This is a genomic window from Rhodospirillaceae bacterium, assembly GCA_016712715.1.
In the GTDB taxonomy this organism is placed as follows: domain Bacteria; phylum Pseudomonadota; class Alphaproteobacteria; order Dongiales; family Dongiaceae; genus Dongia.
In genome coordinates this window covers 573242-593758 of the sequence record JADJQM010000002.1, presented here as the reverse complement: position 1 = coordinate 593758, position 20517 = coordinate 573242, and the positions used below count along the sequence as shown (strand labels likewise).

General features: G+C 64.0%; 15 protein-coding genes and 2 pseudogenes. 11 read left to right on the top strand and 6 right to left on the bottom strand.

The genetic code is table 11. From position 1 onward, the window contains the following. Positions 1 to 47 precede the first annotated feature (47 nt). Entirely contained in the window at positions 48 to 917 is an 870-nt protein-coding gene (locus tag IPK59_13530; protein MBK8159734.1) for a TraB/GumN family protein, read from the top strand. A gap of 89 nt (positions 918 to 1006) precedes the next feature. On the opposite strand, the gene IPK59_13525 is transcribed toward IPK59_13530, so the two are convergent. Together IPK59_13525 and IPK59_13520 are read right to left on the bottom strand one after the other, a co-directional pair. After that, entirely contained in the window at positions 1007 to 1879 is an 873-nt protein-coding gene (locus IPK59_13525) for a prephenate dehydratase (protein MBK8159733.1), read from the bottom strand. A 34-nt stretch (positions 1880 to 1913) separates the two neighbouring features. Then, complete coding sequence (locus tag IPK59_13520) at positions 1914 to 2687, bottom strand: 3-deoxy-manno-octulosonate cytidylyltransferase (GenBank protein ID MBK8159732.1); 774 nt, start codon at positions 2685 to 2687, stop codon at positions 1914 to 1916. 387 nt (positions 2688 to 3074) lie between these two features. Here IPK59_13520 and IPK59_13515 point away from each other — a divergent pair, with 387 nt between their 5' ends. The 8 genes and pseudogenes from IPK59_13515 (at position 3075) to IPK59_13480 (ending at position 13551) form a co-directional block, all read left to right on the top strand. Further along, on the top strand, positions 3075 to 3626 hold the full coding sequence (locus IPK59_13515) for a cytochrome c family protein (GenBank protein ID MBK8159731.1): 552 nt from the start codon (positions 3075 to 3077) through the stop codon (positions 3624 to 3626). A gap of 11 nt (positions 3627 to 3637) precedes the next feature. Beyond that, complete coding sequence (locus tag IPK59_13510) at positions 3638 to 4432, top strand: histidinol phosphate phosphatase (protein MBK8159730.1); 795 nt, start codon at positions 3638 to 3640, stop codon at positions 4430 to 4432. 116 nt (positions 4433 to 4548) lie between these two features. Further along, positions 4549 to 6539, top strand: a pseudogene (locus tag IPK59_13505) (ABC transporter substrate-binding protein). A gap of 40 nt (positions 6540 to 6579) precedes the next feature. Continuing rightward, positions 6580 to 7692 (top strand): microcin C ABC transporter permease YejB, encoded by a 1113-nt coding sequence (locus tag IPK59_13500; protein ID MBK8159729.1) that lies wholly within the window; start codon positions 6580 to 6582, stop codon positions 7690 to 7692. Further along, positions 7689 to 8743: pseudogene (locus IPK59_13495) on the top strand (ABC transporter permease). Before IPK59_13500 ends, IPK59_13495 begins: the two are co-directional and overlap by 4 nt. Then, positions 8740 to 10371, top strand: coding sequence for an ABC transporter ATP-binding protein (locus IPK59_13490; GenBank protein MBK8159728.1), 1632 nt, complete (start codon positions 8740 to 8742; stop codon positions 10369 to 10371). The pseudogene IPK59_13495 and the gene IPK59_13490 overlap by 4 nt, the downstream one beginning before the upstream one ends. Next, entirely contained in the window at positions 10368 to 11303 is a 936-nt protein-coding gene (locus tag IPK59_13485) for a glyoxylate/hydroxypyruvate reductase A (protein MBK8159727.1), read from the top strand. Before IPK59_13490 ends, IPK59_13485 begins: the two co-directional genes overlap by 4 nt. Positions 11304 to 11532: 229 nt before the next feature. Next, on the top strand, positions 11533 to 13551 hold the full coding sequence (locus IPK59_13480) for a HAMP domain-containing protein (protein MBK8159726.1): 2019 nt from the start codon (positions 11533 to 11535) through the stop codon (positions 13549 to 13551). Positions 13552 to 13594: 43 nt separating this feature from the next. On the opposite strand, the gene IPK59_13475 is transcribed toward IPK59_13480, so the two are convergent. Then, complete coding sequence (locus IPK59_13475; protein ID MBK8159725.1) at positions 13595 to 14188, bottom strand: DJ-1/PfpI family protein; 594 nt, start codon at positions 14186 to 14188, stop codon at positions 13595 to 13597. A gap of 28 nt (positions 14189 to 14216) precedes the next feature. Further along, positions 14217 to 15209, bottom strand: a complete 993-nt coding sequence (locus tag IPK59_13470; protein MBK8159724.1) for a DJ-1/PfpI family protein — start codon at positions 15207 to 15209, stop codon at positions 14217 to 14219. Positions 15210 to 15367: 158 nt separating this feature from the next. On the opposite strand from IPK59_13470, the gene IPK59_13465 reads away from it, so the two are divergent. Continuing rightward, positions 15368 to 16546 carry a DUF2252 family protein gene (locus IPK59_13465; protein ID MBK8159723.1) on the top strand — a complete coding sequence of 393 codons (1179 nt, stop codon included), beginning with the start codon at positions 15368 to 15370 and terminating at the stop codon, positions 16544 to 16546. Between the two features lie 139 nt (positions 16547 to 16685). Next, positions 16686 to 18872 carry a PAS domain-containing protein gene (locus IPK59_13460; protein MBK8159722.1) on the top strand — a complete coding sequence of 729 codons (2187 nt, stop codon included), beginning with the start codon at positions 16686 to 16688 and terminating at the stop codon, positions 18870 to 18872. Here the strand turns inward: IPK59_13460 and IPK59_13455 are convergent, their stop codons facing one another. Next, positions 18873 to 19370 carry a PAS domain-containing protein gene (locus IPK59_13455; protein MBK8159721.1) on the bottom strand — a complete coding sequence of 166 codons (498 nt, stop codon included), beginning with the start codon at positions 19368 to 19370 and terminating at the stop codon, positions 18873 to 18875. A 132-nt stretch (positions 19371 to 19502) separates the two neighbouring features. Further along, the gene (locus IPK59_13450; GenBank protein MBK8159720.1) at positions 19503 to 20003 is read right to left on the bottom strand and encodes a hypothetical protein; all 501 of its coding nucleotides are present in this window, start codon (positions 20001 to 20003) and stop codon (positions 19503 to 19505) included. Positions 20004 to 20517: the final 514 nt, after the last annotated feature.

Below are 20517 nucleotides of genomic sequence, written 5' to 3'. Positions count from 1 at the left end.
CGCGTCGCCATATAGCGGGGCGTCGCAGCCAGCCCAGGGGAACAATCTTGGCAAACCAGATCTCTCGCATCCTTGCGGCCGCGCGACGTGCAGCCCTCGGATTACTCGCTTTCCTGCCGGTGGCGACGCTGGCCGAGATCCAGCCGGCCAGCGCCGAACCCGCCATGTGGGTCGTGAAGGATGCCGATACGACGATCTATCTGTTCGGCACGGTGCATATCCTGAAGCCCGAGATCAACTGGCGATCGGACAGGATCGATGCCGCCTTCCGCGCCAGCGACAACATCTGGATGGAGCTCGCGGAAGACGCGCCCACGGCCGTGAGCGAGGCGCAGATCTGGAAATATGGCAAGGACCCGGCGCACCCGCTTTCCACCAAGCTTTCGCCGGAAGAACGCAAGCGGCTGCGCGCAGCGGCGTTGCGTGCCGGCATCGCACCGGTGTCCCTCGAATCCCTGCGACCCTGGCTCGCGGCCATCGTGCTCAGCATGGCGCCGATGGAGCAGGCCGGCTATCAATCGAAATTCGGCATCGAAAACCAGTTGCGTGAGACGGCGCGCGCCGAGAACAAGACGATCAAGGGGCTGGAGACGATCGACCAGCAATTCGGCTTCCTGGCCGGCCTGCCGCCGGAACTGGAGCTCGCCATGCTGTCGCAGATCGTCGAGATGCAGATGGAGGGTGTCGATCAACTCGACAAGCTGGTCGGTGCCTGGCTAGCCGGGGATGTCGACCGGCTTGCCGCGCTCATGACCGGCGACAGCGAGGTTCTTGCGGACAATGCCATGTACCAGCGCCTGCTGGTCGATCGCAACCAGCAATGGGCGACGCAGATCACCGAGATGATCAAGCAGCCGGGCTCGCATTTCATCGCCGTGGGGGCCGCGCATCTCGCCGGGAAGGATTCAGTTCAATAGCTGCTGAAGAAGCGCGGCCTGACTGTCGCGCGGCAATAGCGGGGATGATTGATCGTCAACGGGACCAGCCCCGCCAAAGCCAACCCCATTCAGCGGATGCCGGCTTCCGGGGCGTTCTCCGCGCGGAAGCTTGATGCCGGGTAGACACCGAGGATGCGCACCTCGCGCGAAAAGAATGACAATTCTTCGAGTGCCAGCCGCACCGAGCGCTGGTCGGGATGGCCTTCGATATCGGCATAGAACTGCGCGCTGCTGAAATGGCCGTCGAGCAGATAGCTCTCGAGCTTGGTGATGTTGACGCCATTGGTGGCGAACCCGCCCAGAGCCTTGTAGAGCGCTGCCGGCACGGAGCGCACCTTGAACACGAAGCTGGTGACGATCGGTCCCTTGGCGACATCGGGATCGACCGGCTCCTGTGCCATCACCACGAAACGCGTGGTATTGTGGACGGCGTCCTCCATGTCGGTCTTGAGGATGTCGAGGCCATAGATCTCGGCGGCGAGGGATGAAGCGATGGCCGCGGCCGATCTGTCGCCGCGCGCGGCGATCTCGGCGGCGGCGCCAGCGGTATCGGCATGCACGACTGGCTTCAGGCCCAGTGCACGCAGGCTGTTGCGGCATTGGCTCAGCGCCTGGATATGGCTTGAGGCCGTCTTCAAATCGCTGAGCTTGGCGCCCTTCACCCCCAGCAGCTGGTGATTCACCCGCTGGAAATGCTCGGCAATGATGTGCAGGCCCGATCCCGGCAGCAGATGGTGGATGTCGGCGACACGGCCGGCGACGGAATTCTCAATGGGCACCATGGCGAGCCGTGCCTGGCCGTCATGGACCGCGGCGAACATATCCTCGAACGAGGCGCAGGGCAGGGCGGTCATCGCGGGATAGGCCGCGCGGCAGGCGAGGTTGGAATAGGCGCCGGGCAGGCCCTGGAAGGCGATGGTGTCGTTCGCAGCTGCGCTCAAGATCGCCTCTTCAGGTCAATGCGGGAATGAATCGTCAGGATTTCGGGGCGAGCATGGCACGTGCCCGCTCAAGTTCGGCCGGAGTATCGACACCGAGCGGCAGGGTGTCAACGAGGGCGACATCGATGCGCATCCCGTTTTCCAGCGCGCGCAACTGCTCCAGCTTCTCGCGCCGTTCCAGGATGCCCGGCTGCAGTTTGACGAATCGATCCAGTGCCACGCGGCGATAGGCGTAAAGGCCGATGTGATGATAATGCGGACCGACTTCGCCGGCGACCGCATTCGCCGGCACCGTTGCGCGGCTGAAATAGAGCGCGCGGGCGATGCCGGTCTTGCCGAACGCCACCACCGCCTTCACCACATTGGGATCGTGACGCTCTGCCTCGCGGGTGATCTCGACCGCGAGGGTGGCGATGTCGACCTCGGGATCCTCGAGCGGGTCGAGGGCGCGGCGCAGGAGGTGAGGATCAAGGGTCGGCAAATCGCCCTGTACATTCACCACCGCATCGAAGCGCCCGGCGGGATCGATCTTGCCCAGGGCCTCATGGATCCGGTCGGAGCCGGAAGGGTGGCCGGGATCGGTCAGCACCGCCTCGCCGCCCGCCGCTTCCACGGCCGCCTTGATGGCAGCCTCCGCGCAGGCGACATAGACCGGACCGACCTTCGCCTCCATCGCCCGGCGCCAGACATGGACGATCATCGGCACGCCGTGGATATCGGCCAGCGGCTTGTCCGGCAGCCTGGTCGAGGCCATGCGGGCCGGGATGAGGACGACGGGACGGCTGGGCGCGGAAGCGGATGTGGGCATGGATTGTCGCTGCTCGTGGTTCTGGTCGTGGTTCCGGCAGGGGTTGCCGATTTGGGGTTGCCGATATGGGGCCGCCGATCTGGGCCGGGAATGGGTCTAGCCGACGCCACCTGCCCCCGGGGCGCGACATTATGCCGCTAAGTACAGGAAATCAAAGCCTGCCCTGAAAAAGGGCCGGAATGGCGAAAAGGCCGGTTGCCGGCCCTACCGGGTCCAGCGCCGGCATTGGACAGCGGCAGCGGAAGAGGTTAAATTCCGCCCGAGTTAAGGCCCCTTGATCAGCCAGAATGTTCCGCGTGCCGGCTCGGGGTAAGCCAGGATGACGGTGGTTCCTGCCACCGGGGCCGGGCTGGACCGGTGCGCACAAGCCATGAGGGATGAAGTCGAATGTCTTTGGAAGCCAACAAGATCGCCGCTGCGGTCCTGGTCGGCGGCATGCTGACCCTTTCGGTCGGCCTGGTCTCCAACATCATCTATGGGTCGCCGGCTGGTGCCGAGGCCGAACATGCCGCTGCCGAAGGTGGCGTCGAGGCGGCGGCGACCGAATCCGCCGCGGCCGCCGCGACACCCGCAGCAGCCCCGGTCTCCTCGGTGCCGATGATCGCCGCGGCCGATGTTGCCGCCGGTGAAAAGGCCTCAGGCAAGTGCAAGACCTGCCATACCTTCGAAAAGGGCGGCCCCAACCGCGTCGGCCCCAATCTGTGGAACGTGGTCGGCGGCAAGTCGGCCCATGCCGAGGGCTTTGCCTATTCGGAGGTGATCGCGAACCTCAACATCACCTGGGATTACGAGCATCTCGATCAGTTCCTGGCCAATCCGAAGGCTTATGCCAAGGGCACCAAGATGAGCTTTGCCGGCCTGAAAAAGCCGGAAGAGCGCGCAGCGCTCATCCGCTGGCTGCGCGATCAGGCGGATGCGCCCATCGCCTTGCCGCAGTAAGGCCCGTTTCCATGGCCCAACTTGGCGCAGCGTCGGCGACGCCACAGGAATTTCTGTCGGTGGCGTGCAACCTCGTCGAGGTCAGCCGGCCGATTCTCCAGCGCTATTACCGGACACGGCTCGACATCATCTCCAAGGGTGACGAAAGCCCGGTGACCAAGGCCGATCGCGAATGCGAAACGGCGCTCCGCCATACCATCGCCAAGGCGTTCCCGACCCACGGCATCATCGGCGAGGAATTCGGCACCGAACGGGGAGATGCGGAATTCGTCTGGGTTCTGGATCCGCTGGACGGCACCCGCGCCTTCGTGACCGGCCGCCCGACCTTCGGCACGCTCATTGCCCTCACCCAGGGCGGCAAGCCGATCCTGGGCGTCATCGACATGCCGATCCTGCACGACACCTGGGTCGGTGCCAGCGGCCATGAAACGACCCTGAACGACGCCCCGGTGCGGGCCCGCGCCTGCGCCGATCTCGGGCAAGCCTATTTCTCGGCCGCCCTCCCGCAGATGTTCCAGGGCGCCGACCGCGCGCGCCATGATCGCCTGGCTAACGGCGCCAAATCTGCCACCTATGGCGGCGATTGTTACCAGTACGGCATGGTGGCCACGGGCTTCATCGATCTGGTGGTCGAGCGCACGCTCGGCATCTACGATTACCTGTCCCTGGTGCCGATCCTGGAAGGGGCCGGGGCGGTCATCACCGATTGGCAAGGTCTGCCGCTCACCACGAAATCCGGCGATCAGGTCGTGGCCGCCGGCGACCGCCGTGTGCTCGACCAGGCGATTGCCATCCTGAACAGCTAGAAGCTGTTAAATACCCAATATTTCTAGTCTTTCTCCTGCGCCGGGTGCTTCCCTCATGGGCTGGCCATCCGTTATGCTTGGCCCAAAATAAGCGGTAGTGAACAGGAAGGCCCTTTATGTCGAAACGCGTTATTGCGCTGCTGCTGGCGGCATTCGTCTGGGCCACACCGCTTCCGGCTCACGCCCAGGACAGCGTCACCACCCACGCTTTGACCCTGGGCGATTCTCCGAAATACCCGGCCGACTTCAAGCATCTCGACTATGTGAACCCGGACGCGCCCAAGGGCGGCAGCGTCAAATATGCCGGTGTCGGCAGCTTCGACAGCTTCAACCCCTATATCGTCGGTGGCGATCCGGCGGGCCTCGCCGGGCTCTATGAAACGCTGACGACCCAGGTCGATGACGATACGCTGAGCGAATACGGCCTGATCGCCGCCTCCATGGAAGTGGCCAAGGACAATTCCTGGATCATCTTCAACCTGCGACCGGAAGCGCGCTGGCATGACGGCAAGCCGATCACGGCAGATGATGTCGTCTTCTCCTTCAACACCCTCAAGGAAAAGGGCGCGCCCTTTTATCGCTTCTATTACGCCAACGTGACCAAGGTCGAAGCCTTCGACGCGCACCGCGTCAAGTTCACCTTCGCCAGCGCCAACAACCGCGAACTGCCGGTCATCATGGGTCAGTTGGCGGTGTTGCCGAAGCATTTCTGGGAAGGCAAGAAGTTCGACGAACCATCGCTCGACGAACCGCTGGGCAGCGGGCCCTACAAGCTGAAGAGCTTCGAGGCCGGCCGTTCGGTCACCATGGAGCGCGTGCCCGATTACTGGGGCAAGGATCTGCCGGTCAATATCGGCACCGACAATTACGACATCGTGCGCACCGATTACTACCGCGACCCCACGGTGTTGCTGGAAGCGTTCAAGGCCGGTGCCTTCGATTTCCGCGTCGAGAATTCCGCCAAGCAATGGGCGACCGGCTACGAATCGCCGGCCCTCCGCGAAGGTCGCTTCAAGATGGAGCGGATCGAGAACGACAACCCGCAGGGCATGCAGGGCTACTCGATGAATCAGCGGCGCCCGCAATTCCAGGACCCGCGCGTGCGTCAGGCGATGATTCTTGCCTTCGATTTTGAATGGTCGAACAAGACCCTGTTCTTCGGGCAATACACGCGCACCCGCAGCTATTTCAGAATTCCGACATGGAAGCCAAGGGCCTGCCTTCGCCCGAGGAACTGAAGATCCTGGAGCCCCTGCGCGGCAAGATCCCCGATGAGGTTTTCACCACCGAATACAACCCGCCGGTTTCCGATGGCAGCGGCAGCAACGCCGAAAATCTCGCCAAGGCAGCCGTGCTGCTTGACGAGGCCGGGTGGAAGCTCGAAGGCGGCACGCGCATGAAGGACGGCAAGCCCTTCGAATTCGAATTCCTGTTGCAGGCCGGCGATGCGTCCGAACGCATCGTGCAGCCATACGTCAAGTCGCTGCAGCGCCTGGGCATCAAAGGCACGATCCGTGCCGTCGACGCGGCGCAGTACCAGAAGCGCAGCGAGGATTTCGATTTCGATATGATCACCTCGCTCTTTCCGCAATCGCTCTCGCCCGGCAACGAGCAGCGCGATTTCTGGGGATCGGAAGCTGCGGACATGGCCGGCAGCCGCAACGAAATCGGCATCAAGGATCCGGTCATCGACCAGTTGCTGGAAGATCTCATCCACACCCCGAACCGCGCCGAGCTGGTGATCTATTGCCGGGCGCTCGATCGCATCCTGCAATGGCGGCACTACGTGGTCCCCAATTTCCACATGGGCGCCTTCCGCGTCGCCTATTGGGACAAGTTCGGCCGGCCGGAGAAGCTGCCGGAGCCGACCTACGGCATCGGCCTTGCCGGCTGGTGGATCGATCCCGCCAAGGAACAGGCCTTGGCTGCCAAGACGGCGCAGGCGCCAGTCGCCCCTGATGCCACGACACCGGCGGTGCCGGCCGCGGCGGAGCCAACGCCCACCGATCGCGGCAGCTCGCCGCTCAGCTTCCTGCTTTATGCCGGCGGCGCGCTGGTCGTGGTGCTGGTGGTTGTCGCGATCGTGCGGCGGAAGAAGGCCAAGTGAGGTCGCGGATGGTTCCCCTCCAGCAGCCGCTTGCCGCCCGATGATCGCCTATATCGTCCGCCGCCTGCTGCTGATGATCCCGACGCTGTTCGGGATCATGGTGATCAACTTCATCGTCATCCAGTTCGCACCCGGCGGGCCGGTCGAACAGACCATCGCTGAGCTCAAAGGCACGGCCATCGACGCCACGGCCCGGGTGGGCGGCGGCAGTGGCGGCAGTGAAGTGATGAGCAGTCAGCAATCGGCCGGGAATGTCGGCGACACCAACAGCAATTATCGCGGCGCCCGCGGCCTCGATCCCAAATTCATCGCGGAGATCGAGCGCATGTATGGCTTCGACAAGCCGGCGCCTGAACGCTTCGTCATCATGATGAAGAGCTATCTCACCTTCGATTTCGGCAAGAGTTTCTTCAAGGGGCGACCGGTGGTCGATCTCATCCTTGAAAAGATGCCCGTCTCCATCTCGCTGGGCTTGTGGACGACGCTGATCATCTACAGCATCTCGATCCCGCTCGGCATCGCCAAGGCGTCGCGGGACGGAACGCCGTTCGACGTCTGGACCAGCACGGCGATCATCGTCGGCAGTGCCATCCCCAGTTTCCTGTTCGCCATTCTGCTGATCGTGCTGTTTGCCGGCGGCACATATTTCGATGTCTTTCCCCTGCGCGGCATCGTCTCCGACAATTGGGACGCGCTGTCCTGGCCGGCACGGATAACCGACTATTTCTGGCACATGACCCTGCCGATCCTCTCGCTGGTCATCGGCGGTTTCGCCGGCCTCACGCTGCTCACCAAGAACTCGTTCCTCGATCAGATCAACCTCCAATACGTGACCACGGCACGCGCCAAGGGCTTGAGCGAGCGCCGGGTGCTCTATGGCCATGTCTTCCGCAACGCCATGCTGATCGTCATCGCCGGCTTCCCCAGCGCCTTTGTCGGCATCCTGTTCACCGGCGCCCTTCTCACCGAAATCATCTTCTCGCTCGATGGCCTGGGGCTCCTGGGTTGGGAGGCCACCATCAACCGCGACTATCCGGTCATGTTCGCAACGCTCTACATGTTCACGCTGCTCGGCCTGGTCATGCAGCTGATCGGCGACATCACCTATATGCTGGTCAACCCGCGCATCGATTTCGAGGCCCGCGAGACATGATCCCGGTCAAGCTGCCGAAACCCAGGATATCGCCCTTGACCGCGCGGCGCTGGCGCAACTTCCGCGCCAATGGCCGTGGCTTCTGGTCGCTGGTGATCTTCCTCATCCTGTTCGGCCTCAGCCTGCCGGCGGAGATCATCGCCAATGACCGGCCGATCGTGCTGTCCTATCAGGGTGAGCTCTATTGGCCGGTCTTCGTTGATTATGGCGAGGAGATTTTCGGCGGCGTTGCCGGTCTCACCGCGGATTTTACCGGCACCTTCCTCCAGGAACGAGTGGCGGCCGGCGGTGGCTGGATGATCTGGCCGCCCATCCCCTTTGCCTATGACACGATCGTCACCAATCTGCCGGGACCAGCACCCACACCGCCCGATGGCTTCAACTGGCTGGGGACGGACGATCAGGCGCGCGACGTGCTCGCCCGCATCATCTATGGCTTTCGCATCTCGGTCCTGTTCGGGCTGATCCTCACCGTCTTCAGCACGATCATCGGCGTCATCGCCGGCGCGGTGCAGGGATATTTCGGCGGCTGGACCGATCTCACCTTTCAGCGCTTCCTGGAAATCTGGGGCGGGCTGCCCTTCCTCTACATTCTCATGATCCTCTCAGCATCATCGAACCCGGTTTCTGGACCTTGCTCGGCATCATGCTGCTGGTGAGCTGGACCTGGCCCGTGGGCGTGGTGCGCGCCGAATTCCTGCGCGCGCGCAATCTCGAATATGTGCGCGCTGCAAAGGCGCTGGGCCTGGGCGATTGGCGCATCATGATCCGGCATATCCTGCCCAATGCCATGGTGGCGACATTGACCTTCCTGCCCTTCACCCTCAGCGGTTCGGTGACGACCCTGACCTCGCTCGACTTTCTGGGCTTCGGCCTGCCGCCGGGATCGCCCTCGCTCGGCGAATTGCTGGCCCAGGGCAAGGAGAATCTGCAGGCGCCATGGCTGGGCATTGCCGGCTTCTTCGTGATCGGCATCATGCTGACCCTGCTCATCTTCATTGGCGAGGCGATCCGCGACGCGTTTGATCCGCGCAAGGGCAATGCGCAATGACCGCTCCCTTGCTTGAGATCGACAATCTCTCCGTGGCCTTCGGTGACCGCACCGTCGTGAAGGGCGTCAGCCTCGTCATCGGCAAGGGCGAGACACTGGCGCTGGTGGGTGAATCAGGTTCCGGAAAATCGGTGACGGCGCTCTCCATCCTGCGCCTGCTGCCCTATCCCATCGCCTCGCATCCCAGCGGCCATATCCGCTTCCTGCGCGAAGACGGCACGCCCGAAGATCTGCTGCAACTGCCGATGAGCCGCCTCCGCCAGATTCGTGGCGGCCGCATCGCCATGATCTTCCAGGAGCCGACCCTCTCCCTCAACCCGCTCCATCGGGTCGAGCGGCAATTGGTCGAAACCATCCAGTTGCACAAGCCGGTGGGCGAAGCGGCGGCGCGCCGGCGCGCCCTGGAACTCCTCGAACTGGTCAAGATCGACGACGCGCCGCAGAAACTGAAAAGCTATCCCCATGAGATGTCGGGCGGCCAGCGCCAGCGCGTGATGATCGCCATGGCGCTCGCCAACGAACCCGATCTCCTCATCGCCGACGAGCCGACGACGGCTTTGGACGTCACCATCCAGGCGCAGATCCTGGGCCTGATGATGGATCTGCAGAAACGCCTCGGCATGGCGATCCTGCTCATCACCCATGATCTCGGCGTGGTGCGCAAATTCGCCGCCCGCGTCGCCGTCATGCGCCAGGGCGAGATCGTCGAACAGGGTGCGACCGCCACGGTGTTCGACCAGCCGCGGCATGACTACACGAAGCACCTGCTGGCCGCCGAGCCCAAGGGCTTTGCCGATCCGGTGTCGCAGGGAGCCAAGGAATTGCTGCGGGCGGAGAAGCTCTCCGTCCTCTTCCCGATCAAGCGCGGTGTCTTCCGCCGCGTCGTCGGCCACGTGCCGGCGGTGGTCGACGCCTCGCTGCAATTGCATGAGGGCGAGACGTTGGGGCTGGTCGGCGAATCCGGTTCCGGCAAGACCACCTTGGCGCTGGCCCTCCTGCGCCTCATCGACAGCGAGGGTATGATCACCTTCGAGGGCCGCCGCATTGATGAGCTCGACCGCGGTGAAATGCGCCCGCTCCGGCGCGAAATGCAGATCGTCTTCCAGGATCCGTTCGGCTCGCTCTCCCCGCGCTTCTCGATCGGCGAGATCGTGGCGGAGGGTCTGGGCATCCACGGCATCGGCCGCGACGAGGCCGAACGCGAGGAGATCGTCATCGCGACGCTGCGCGAAGTGGGTCTTGATCCGGAAACCCGGCATCGTTATCCGCATGAATTCTCCGGCGGCCAGCGGCAGCGCGTCGCCATTGCCCGCGCCCTCATCCTGAAGCCCAAGCTGATCGTGCTCGACGAGCCCACCTCGGCGCTCGACATGTCCGTCCAGGCCCAGATCGTCGATCTGCTGCGCGACCTGCAGCGCCGCCACCAGTTGGCCTATCTCTTCATCTCCCATGATCTCCGGGTGATCAGGGCCATGAGCCACCGTGTCATGGTGCTGAAGCAGGGCAAGGTGGTCGAGAGGGGGGCCGCGGCGGAGGTGTTCGAGCGACCGCGCGAGGCCTATACCAAGGCGCTGCTCTCGGCAGCCCTCCATCACGAAGCCCTCGACCTCGGCACGGTGCGCCAATGACTCGGACTAGATTGCTGTTTGCCGGCGCCGACGAATACCTCGCGACCTTTGTCGAGGCGGCGCGCACGCTCCCGGAAATCGAACTGCTCCCCTATCAGCCGGGGCTGGACCTCAAGGACATCGACTATCTGTTGATGTGGCGCCCGGTGCCCGGCTTGGCCGCCGCCTTGCCGGATCTGAAGGCGGTGTTCTGTTTCGGCGCCGGGGTCGAGCGCCTGCTGGCCAATCCCGAGTTGCCGGCCCATGTGCCGATCGTGCGCATGGTCGAGCCTGGCCTCACACAGGTCATGACCGAATACATCCTGTGGCAGACCCTGCGCCATCATCGCCGCATCTGGGAACTGGAAGAGGCGCAGGAAGAGGGGCGCTGGGCGCCGCATTGGTACCCGGCCGCCTGGGACCGGCCCATCGGCATTCTGGGCCTGGGCGAGCTTGGCCAGGCGGCGGCGCGAAAGCTGCTGGAATTCGATTTCCCGGTGCGCGGCTGGTCCCGGAGCCCAAAGGAGCTTGCCGGTGTGAAGAGCTTTGCCGGCATGGCGGAGCTGCCCGATTTTCTCCGCGGCCTGGAGATCCTGATCTGCCTGCTGCCGCTCACGCCGGAAACCACGGGCATCCTCCATGCCGGGCATTTTGCGCATCTCGCCCGTGGCGCGTCGCTGATCAATGCCGGGCGCGGTGGTCACCTGGTCGAGGCCGATCTGCTCTCGGCCCTGGCCTCCGGTCAGTTGCAGGCAGCATCCCTCGATGTCTTCAGCCAGGAACCACTGCCGCCGGATCATCCCTTCTGGCGGCATCCCCGCATCTTCATGACGCCGCACAATGCCAGCGACACCAATCCCGCGAGCGGCCTGCGTGAAATCAGCCGCCAGATCGCCCGCCACCGCAGTGGCCTGCCCTTGGAACATGTGGCGGATCGGCAGCGCGGCTACTAATCTGTTTTCCAGCAAGTCACACAATGATCCGTTGATTTCTAGGACTATGAGGCTTTCTCATATGAAGATATGACCAAAAGCCCATTTCGGTAACTTGTTGTTGAGGTTTTCCTGGAAAAAATACCTTCACCGGATCCGACATCGCCCGGACCTGGAATCGCCAAGCCGGCCCATCTCTCAACGCGGCCGTCCGGCGAAAAGGGAAACTTCAGACAATAAGGTCACCCCCATGCTGCAATCCGCCCTGGCCCGCCTGCGCATCGGCAGCCGGATCACTTTTGGCTTCGTCATCGTTCTCTCGGTCCTGGTCGCGGTATTGGGGTTCAGCTATCTCGCCCTCACGGGGGCGCGGTCCAGTTTCGGCGGCTTCACCGACATGGCCGAAGGGGCCATCGCCACCCAGCAGATCGACCGCGATGTCGTCTCCCTGCGCCGCCAGGTCATGGATTTCATCCGCGACAGTTCGCCTGCGTCGCTGGAGGAAGTGCGTCGGCTGCTCCCCGCCCTGAAGGAGACGCTGACCGCGCATCAGGCCGCGAATGGCAGCGATGCGCAGCGCCAGAAATACGACGAGATGCTGGCCTTGATCGACGCCTACACCGCCGATTTCGAGCAAGCGGTGACAATGAAAACAGACCGCGACTGGTTGCAGAATGACGAGTTGAACAATCTCGGCCTGAAGGCCACGAAGAATATGACCGACATCCTCGCCGATGCGGTCTCCCACGACGATTTCGAGGTTGCCGCTTATGCCGGCCAGGCCGCCGAGCGGTTGCTTACCGCGCGCATCGCGGCGGAACGCTTCGTTTCCAGCAAGGATCCGCAATTCATCGAGGAATCGGCCCGGTCCGTGCTGATCTTCTCCTCCACCATCGCAGCCCTCCAGGGCAAGCTCAAGGCCCCGACACATCGCCGCCTGGCGCAGGAGGCGGCGCAGACCATGCAGAAATACTCGATGATGCTCGGTGAATTGCGCACCCTGGCGGTCGACCTCAACACGCTGATCGACAGCAAGATGGCGGATGGCGCCAAGCGCATCGGCGAACTTGCCAATGAGATCACCGCGGCACAGCAGGCGGCCATGGAGGAGGTTGCCAGCGACACCAACGCCACTGTCCAGCAGGCCCTTCAGGCGATGCTGGTCATCGCCGGCATCGCCATGGCGGTGGGCATTCTCTGCGCCTTCCTGATCGGCCGCAGCATCTCGCGGCCGGTCCGCTCGATGACCGCGACCATGGCCGAAATCGCCGGCGGCAATCTCGACATCGACATCCCGGCCCTCGCCAACCGCGACGAGATCGGCGATATGGCGCGGACCGTGGTGGTGTTCAAGGATGCGCTCATCGCCCAGCGCGCCGCCGATGCCGCCGCCAAGCGCGATTCCGAGGCAAAGCTCGCCCGCAGCCAGGCGCTGGAAGCGCTCATCGCGGGCTTTGAAAGCAAGGTCGGCGAATTGGTGGCATCACTCTCGGCCGCCTCCGGCAATCTGCAGACCTCGGCGCAATCGATGACCGCGACGGCCGAGGTCACCAACGTGCAATCGAATGCCGTGGCAAGTGCCGCGGAACAGGCAACCGCCAATGTCCAGACCGTCGCCACCGCGACCGAGGAGCTGACCTCTTCCATCTCGGAAATCGGGCGGCAGGTGTCGCAATCGGCCAGCATCGCGCAGAAGGCCGTGCAGCAGGCGGCCCATACCAACAACCAGGTCCAGGGCCTCGCCATCTCGGCCCAGGCGATCGGCGATGTCGTGCGGCTGATCAGCGAGATCGCGGCGCAGACCAATCTGCTGGCGCTCAATGCGACCATCGAGGCGGCGCGCGCCGGCGATGCCGGCAAGGGCTTTGCCGTGGTCGCCTCCGAGGTCAAGAACCTCGCCTCTCAAACGGCGAAGGCGACCGAGGAGATCAGCAGCAAGGTGACCGAGATCCAGCACGCGACTGAGGAATCGGTGAACGCCATCCACGACATCGCCAAGGTGATCGAGGAAATCAGCCAGATCTCCAACACCATCGCCGCCGCCGTCGAGCAGCAATCGGCGGCGACCTCGGAAATCGCCCGCAACGTGCAGCAGGCCAGTCAAGGCACGACGGAGGTGTCCGGCAATATCCAGAACGTCACCCAGGCGGCCGGTGAAACCGGCAAGGCCGCGGGGCAAGTGCTGGGTGCGGCCACGGAACTCGGCGAGCAATCCAGCACGCTCAACAGCGAGGTCGGCCAATTCATCGCCCAGGTGCGCGCGATCTGATCGAGGGGCCGGGGTTCGGTGGGGGGTGGCGGATGAAGGCGGCTCAGCCTGCTGCTTTCATCCGCCAATCATACTGCATCTCTGCCACCACCCGGTCGACCAGTGCCTGGCCGCAGAGCCTTTCCACCAGATAGAGCGACATGTCGATACCGGCGGAGATGCCGGCCGAGGTCAGAAATTTGCCGTTGTCGACGAAGCGCGCCTGCGGTTGCACGTCGATCCGGCTGCTGGTGGCGCGCAGTTCCGCCATCGCGGTCCAATGTGTCGTGGCGCGCAATCCATCGAGCAGGCCCAGCGTGCCCAGCAACAACGCCCCCGTGCAGATGCTGGCGACGATCTCCGCATCCTGCGCCTGCCGCGCCAGCCATGCCATGATCCTTGCGTCCTTCATCGCCTGGCGGCTGCCCTGTCCGCCCGGGATCAGCAGGATATCGGCCTGCGGACAATCGTCGAGGTCGCAATCCGGCGTCACCTGCAGGCCACCCACGGCTTTCAGCGATCCATGGGCGGCGGCCACGGTGATCACGCGAAAGGGCGATGGGGTGGCCTCGCTCGCTGCCAGCGAAAAGACCTCGAAAGGTCCGGCGAAATCGAGGACTTCCACCTGCGGAAACAGCAGCAGGGCGACGGTCTGCAGGGCGACGGTCTTCTGAGGCGTGGTCATGTCAGGCAGCTCCCGATGTCTGGAAATGGGTGCGAAACTGGCTAGGCGTCACGGCCAGGTGCCGCTGGAAGGATCGGCGCAACCGCTCGGCGCTGCCGAACCCCAATCGCGCGGCGACGTGCTCGATGTTCTCAGCGCCGCTAGCCAGGGCCTGTCGCGCCGCATCGACCCGTGCCGCGGCGACGAACGCCGCCGGTGTCATGCCGGCTTCCTGTGTGAAGCGTCGCGCAAAATGGCGTGGGCTCATGGCAATCTGCGCGGCGAGTTCCTCGATGGAAAGAGGCCGGTGCAAATTGCCGAGGATCCATTGCTGCAGGCCGGCGATCCTGCCGGGCTGGGTGCTTTGTGCCTTCAGGGCCGGGCTGAACTGGGTCTGCCCGCCGCTCCGGCGCATATAGAGGACGAATTCGCGGGCAAGCGCCGCGACGACATCGGTTCCCAGATCCTCCTCGATCAGGGCCAGCGCCAGATCCATGCCGGCGCTGACCCCGGCCGATGAATAGAACTTGCCGTCACGAATGAAGATCGGGTCGCGCTCGACCTTGATGCCCGGATAATCCGCCGCCAACCGGTCGCACCGCTCCCAATGCGTGACCGCGCGTCGACCCTGGAGAAGGCCGGTTTCCGCCAGCAGCAGCGCGCCGCTGCAGACCGAGGCTACGCGCCGGCAATGCGGCGCCTGGCGGCGCAGCCACCCCACCAGCTTCCGCTCCCGCATCGCCGCATCGACACCGATACCGCCTGAGACCAGCAACGTATCCACCCCGGTCACGACCGGGCCGGCGCGGCGCGTTGCCAGCAGCTTCAGGCCGGCCGACGTCGCGATGAGGCCGGGCTCAAGGGCTGCGAGGCTCACCTCATAGGCGACGAAACCCGCAAAATCATTGGCGGCGGCAAACAGCGACATGGGTCCGGCGACATCGAGCAGATGCGCGTTGGGATAGATCAGCATCACGATCTGCCGCGCGGGCCTGCGGCGTGCCTTGGCTGTCATGGCGTTTCCTCTTCACCGTCGCCGATGCAGCGCATTGTGCCGGCAGAGGGGTATGGCAGCAATGACATTAAACAAGCATTTTCTGCCAACCCGTGATTTTACCGGCGGCGCGTCATTGAAGGGTGGCGATCTGCCGCGATGCCGGGCATAGTTTATGGATGAAACAGCAGGATATCCGGGCCGAACTCCTGGCCCTCAAGCGGCGCAAGATGGCGCAATCCGCCTTCGCCTTCTATCGCGGTACCGGCGATCTCTTCTATGCGCGCTGGCTGAAGCCGTTGCTCAAGATCGCAGCGCCCACCGTCTGGCTCAATGGCGATATGCATCTCGAGAATTTCGGCACCTATCGCGGCGACAACCGGCTCACCTATTTCGACATCGGCGATTTCGACGACGCCGCCCGCGGCCCGGCGGTGATCGATCTCTTTCGCTTCGTGACCGGCATCATCCTCGCGGCCCCCGAACTGGGTATCTCGCGGAAGGTCGCGAAGGCGCTCGCCCGCCACGGTCTCGCGCGTTATCGGGCGGCGCTGGTCGACGGCAAGCCGCGCTGGCTCGAGCGGCGCACGGCTACGGGTGCCATCGGCGATCTGCTGCATGATCTTGAACGGCGCAGCCAGGCGGATCTTCTTGAGAAGCGAACGGTGTTGAAGAACGGCAAGCGGCGGCTGCGCTTCGATACAGGGAAGGCGATCAAGCTCGGCAAGGCGGAGACGGCCGCTGTCGTGCAGGCAATCGACCGCTTCGCCAGAAAGCGCGCCTATCCCGATTTCTTCGAGGTGCTGGATGTGGCGCAGCGCGTGGCCGGGCTGGGCGCGCTCGGCCGCCCGCGCTATGTGGTGTTGATCAAGGGCAATGGCGGCAAGGATGGCCAATCCCTGATCGATCTCAAGGCGCAGCCGGGTTCGGCGCTGGTCAAGGCCCTGACCAAGGCCCGCCACCGGCAACCGGATTTCGCCAATGAAGCGCGCCGGGTCGTCGCGATCGAATATCACCTGCAGGCCGCGGCACCCGCTTTCCTCACCGATATCAAGATCGGCAAGACGGCCTTCACCTTCCGCGAATTGCAGCCGGATCAGGACAAGCTCGAGGCTGCCCATCTCGCTGGCGATGCCGGTCGTCAGGAAGAGGCGATCGGTGCGATGGGCGATCTCATCGCCTGGGCGCAACTGCGTGCCAGTGGATGGCGCGCAGGGGCGACGATCGACGATCTCATGGCATGGGCTGGCATGCGCAAGCGCGGCGATGATTGGATCGACTCGGTCCTTGCCCTCTCGGACACCGCCGCGACGGCCGTGGAAAGCGATTGGCACGCATTTTGTTCAGCCCAAAATTGAAGCATTTCCAAGGGATTTCCTGGACGCCGAAAAATTGCCTCAAATGCTTGATATTACAATGATTGCTCCATGTTGCTGACCTGGGTATAAGCTCCACCATCTTTGGTGACCTGCAGCTGATCCTGGAAAGAACCCGACAGTGATCGACGGCACCGTTTCAACGCTCATCTCGGCCCCAACCATGGGGCTCATGAACCTCGCGCTGGCACTGGCGCTCGTGGCCGGCTACCGCGTGCTTGGGCTGATGGAATGGCGCGGTTATGGCAGGCTCGGCCGCGCTGCCGCCGGCCTTGTGCTGGGCGGCCTTGTCATGACCGGCCTGGCGATGGTGCGTCTCGGTGTCTCGATCGACCCGGCACCGATCACCTATTGGGGCCATTCGGCCTATCTCGCGGCACCCTTCCTGTTGCCACTCCTGGCGGCGCTGAAAATCGATCCGCTGCTTGGCCGCATCGCCGCGATGGCCATGGCCCTGCTGGCGCTGCCGGTGCTGGGCCTCGCCGGTGCGATCGTCCTTGGCGTAGCCGCCCTCAGCGCCGTTGCGCTGCCCTACCTGCTTCAACGCTGGAGCTTCTGGCGCAACGAACGGCGCTTCGCGATCCTGGCCCTTCTCCCGGCCTTGCTGCTGGTCCCGGCAGCGACGACATTTCCGCCGCTGGGGATCGTCGCCACCGCCTTGGCCTTCCTGCTCCATGGGCCGGCCCTCATGGGCATGTTACGTCTGCTCGATGCCGAAACGAGGGTGTCGCGGATCGCGGCCCGCGCCGACCGCAAGGCGCAGGATGAGCTGAAGGCGGCGCCGCTCATCAGCCGCACCATTGCCGATCTGCCCGAGGGCGTCGCCGTCTTCGATGCGGCCGATCGCCTGGTCGCCTGCGACTCGACCTATCGGCGGCTCAATCCGCTGGTGGCCGAGATGCTAGAGATCGGCGCCCCCTACAGCGATCTCGTGCGGGCCAATGTGCTGCGCGCACCGCAACGACCTGATGCCATGCCAGCCGATCCGGAAGCGGCGATCGCCGATCATCTGGCCCTTCACCGGCAATTGCCCTGGCGCTTTGAAATGCCCGGTCCCGATGGCCGCACCTTGCTGGTGATCGAATCAAAGACCGCGGATGGCGGCACGCTGCGCCTCATGACCGACGTGACCGCGATCAAGGGGCGCGAGCTGCGCTTGACCGAGCTTGCCCAGCGCAACGAGGTCCTCGCAACGGTGGTGGGCGCGGTTTCCAGCGGCATCGTCATCTGCGACGCGACGAAGCCGGATCATCCGATCAGTTTCGTCAATACCGCGTTCACGCGCATGACCGGCTATGCGGCGGAGGAAGTGATCGGCCGGAACTGCCGCATCCTCCAGGGCCGCGACACCGATCCCGAATCGCTCGACCGGCTGCGCCGGGCGCTGGCGCAGCAGCGGCCGATCACGGTCACCTTGCGCAACTATCGCAAGGACGGGCGCACCTTCTGGAACGAGTTGTCGATCAGCCCGATCGCCGATGCCCAGGGCCGCATCGCCCAATTCGTCGGCATCATGAGCGATGTGACCCAGCGCATCCGCGCCGAGGAGAATCTGCGCGAAGCCAAGAACCAGGCCGAGCTTGCCAACCGTGCCAAATCCGAATTTCTCGCCAATGTCAGTCATGAGCTCCGAACGCCCTTGAACGCCATCATCGGTTTCTCGGACGTGATGAAGATGGAGCTGTTCGGACCCCTGGGCGGACCGAAATATCAGGGCTATGCCAAGGATATTCTCGACAGCGGCAAGATGCTGCTCTCGCTCATCAATGACATTCTCGATCTGTCCAAGATCGAAGCCGGCAAGATGGAACTGCATCCCGAGCCGATCTCGGTCGCCGATGTCTTCGATTCCGCCATGACCCTGATGCGCGAGCGGGCCAAGAACGGCGGCGTGACGCTGCGTGCTGCGGTGGCGCCGGACCTGCCACCGCTCATGGCCGATCTTCGGGTGATGAAACAGATCGTCACCAATCTCGTGTCCAACGCCGTCAAGTTCACGCCCAAGGATGGCACGGTCGAGCTGACGGCGCGTCAGCTCGATGCCGGCAAGGCCGAAATCGTCATCAGGGATACCGGCATCGGCATTGCCAAGGCCGATATTCCGGAAGTGCTGAAGCCCTTCGTCCAGGTGGATGGTGCTCATCAGCGCCGTCAGTCCGGGACCGGGCTTGGCCTGCCGATCGTCAAATCGCTGACCGACCTTTCCGGCGGCTCCTTCCATCTCGACAGCGATGTGGGCCAGGGCACGACGGTCACGCTGCATCTGCCGCTCTGCACCGAAAAGGAATCGCGCAGCGCCGCCGAATGATCAGCCGCTATGCGCGGCCGCGGCGCCGATGAAGCCGCCTGGTTCCCCCGCTGCGGTGTAAAGCGGGCAAAGCAGCGCTTCGAACCGGATCCAACTGCGTACCGTCAATTCCAGGCGGCCGATGCTGCGGAATGGTTTGCCGATCCGGGCGACCAGATCGAGATACGTCTTGAAATCGCGTGCGGTCGGATCCGGATCCTCGGCGAGGTAGCGCATGCCCTTCTTCGTGCCGACCAGGCGCAGATATTCCTCGCCGGCCAACGCCAACTGATAGCCAACCGAAATCGGCTCGATGATAAAAAGATGGGCGGCGATGGCGCGATGTTCGGTGATGTCGAAATCGCATCGCCGCACCGGCCCCGCTGCGGCATGCGACTGCCACCACGCGAAAAGCTCCCGCAAGGGCGCGGAGACGATCTTCTCCGCCTGCGCCAACTCGATATGCCGGCCGGCGAGACCGGGCATTTCCGGGATCGGTGGGTTGGAATCGACGACCACGCAACCTCCCCGCATATCAGAACATGATCTACGTAAGAACGATCGCCGATGGATTGCAAGGGCCAGCGCCCTGCGGCGCAAAGGGGTCGCAGAGCATAAATGCCGATCCTGCGACTGGAATCTTGGACAGGCTCAAGTGCTAGGAATAGCAGCCGTGCAGCCGAGGAATTTGGCGACGCCGTCGGCGCCTGGCGCCAGAGGACAGACCAGCGCCTCCAACTCGATCCAGTGTCGCTCAATCAGTTCAAGGCGCCCCAACGTGCGCAGCGGTCGTCCGGCCCTGTTGACGAAGGCCAGCAGCGCCGCTGAATCGCGGATCACCGGATCGGTCGACTCCGTCTGCCAGACCCAGCCCCGCCGCAGCCCGAACAGGCGGATGTATTCCTCGCCGGCCAGGCGCAGCTCGAAACCGTCCGGTGTCGCGGCAATGATGTAGAGATTCTCCGCGATGTCACCGAACTGGGTGACATCGAACGCCTCGCGCGGCGGCGGCCCGTTCTCGGCATGCGCGGTCCACCAGGCAAAGACGCGGCGCGGCGGCAACGTCACCATGTCCTCGGCCCGCGCCCAGGCAATGCGGCGCCCGGCAAGGCCTGGCCAATGCGGTAACGGTGGAGCGGGTTCCGGAATCATGGTCGAATTCTACGCCAAACGGGCCGACCGTTTACAGGCAATCGGCTGTCTGGTCACGCGAGGTCTCCGCAGGGCGCAAAAAAGAACCGCGCTCCCTCGAGTGAGGTGCGCGGTGCAGTGTGGCGGTTGCAAAATCAAATAACGTCGGCGGTCCAAACAAAGGCGGCGCCGCGCGCCGGGGGATGGGGATGGCGCGCGGCGGCCTGCCCTTCACACCGCGCCACTCGGGGGTAGGGATTGGCGCGGTTCTCGGCCTGGATTCCGCTCTTCGGCGCGCGGGCACCGGCGAGGAGGAACCCTTCGAGGGGCATCCGGGCAAATGGGCCGACCATTCACCAGGGTCGCAATGGGACGGAAAGGGGGATGGCCTTCCAGTCCCGATGGCACTCTTCACTTGCCCTGTGTCCCGTTTAGGACCGGAATGTGGCAAGAATAAGGAAATTCCGGCGCCGGGCATCACCCCAACTTTTCCTGTGGGTAGGGCGCGCAAATTCCCTCTCTCGGTTAGCTAAAA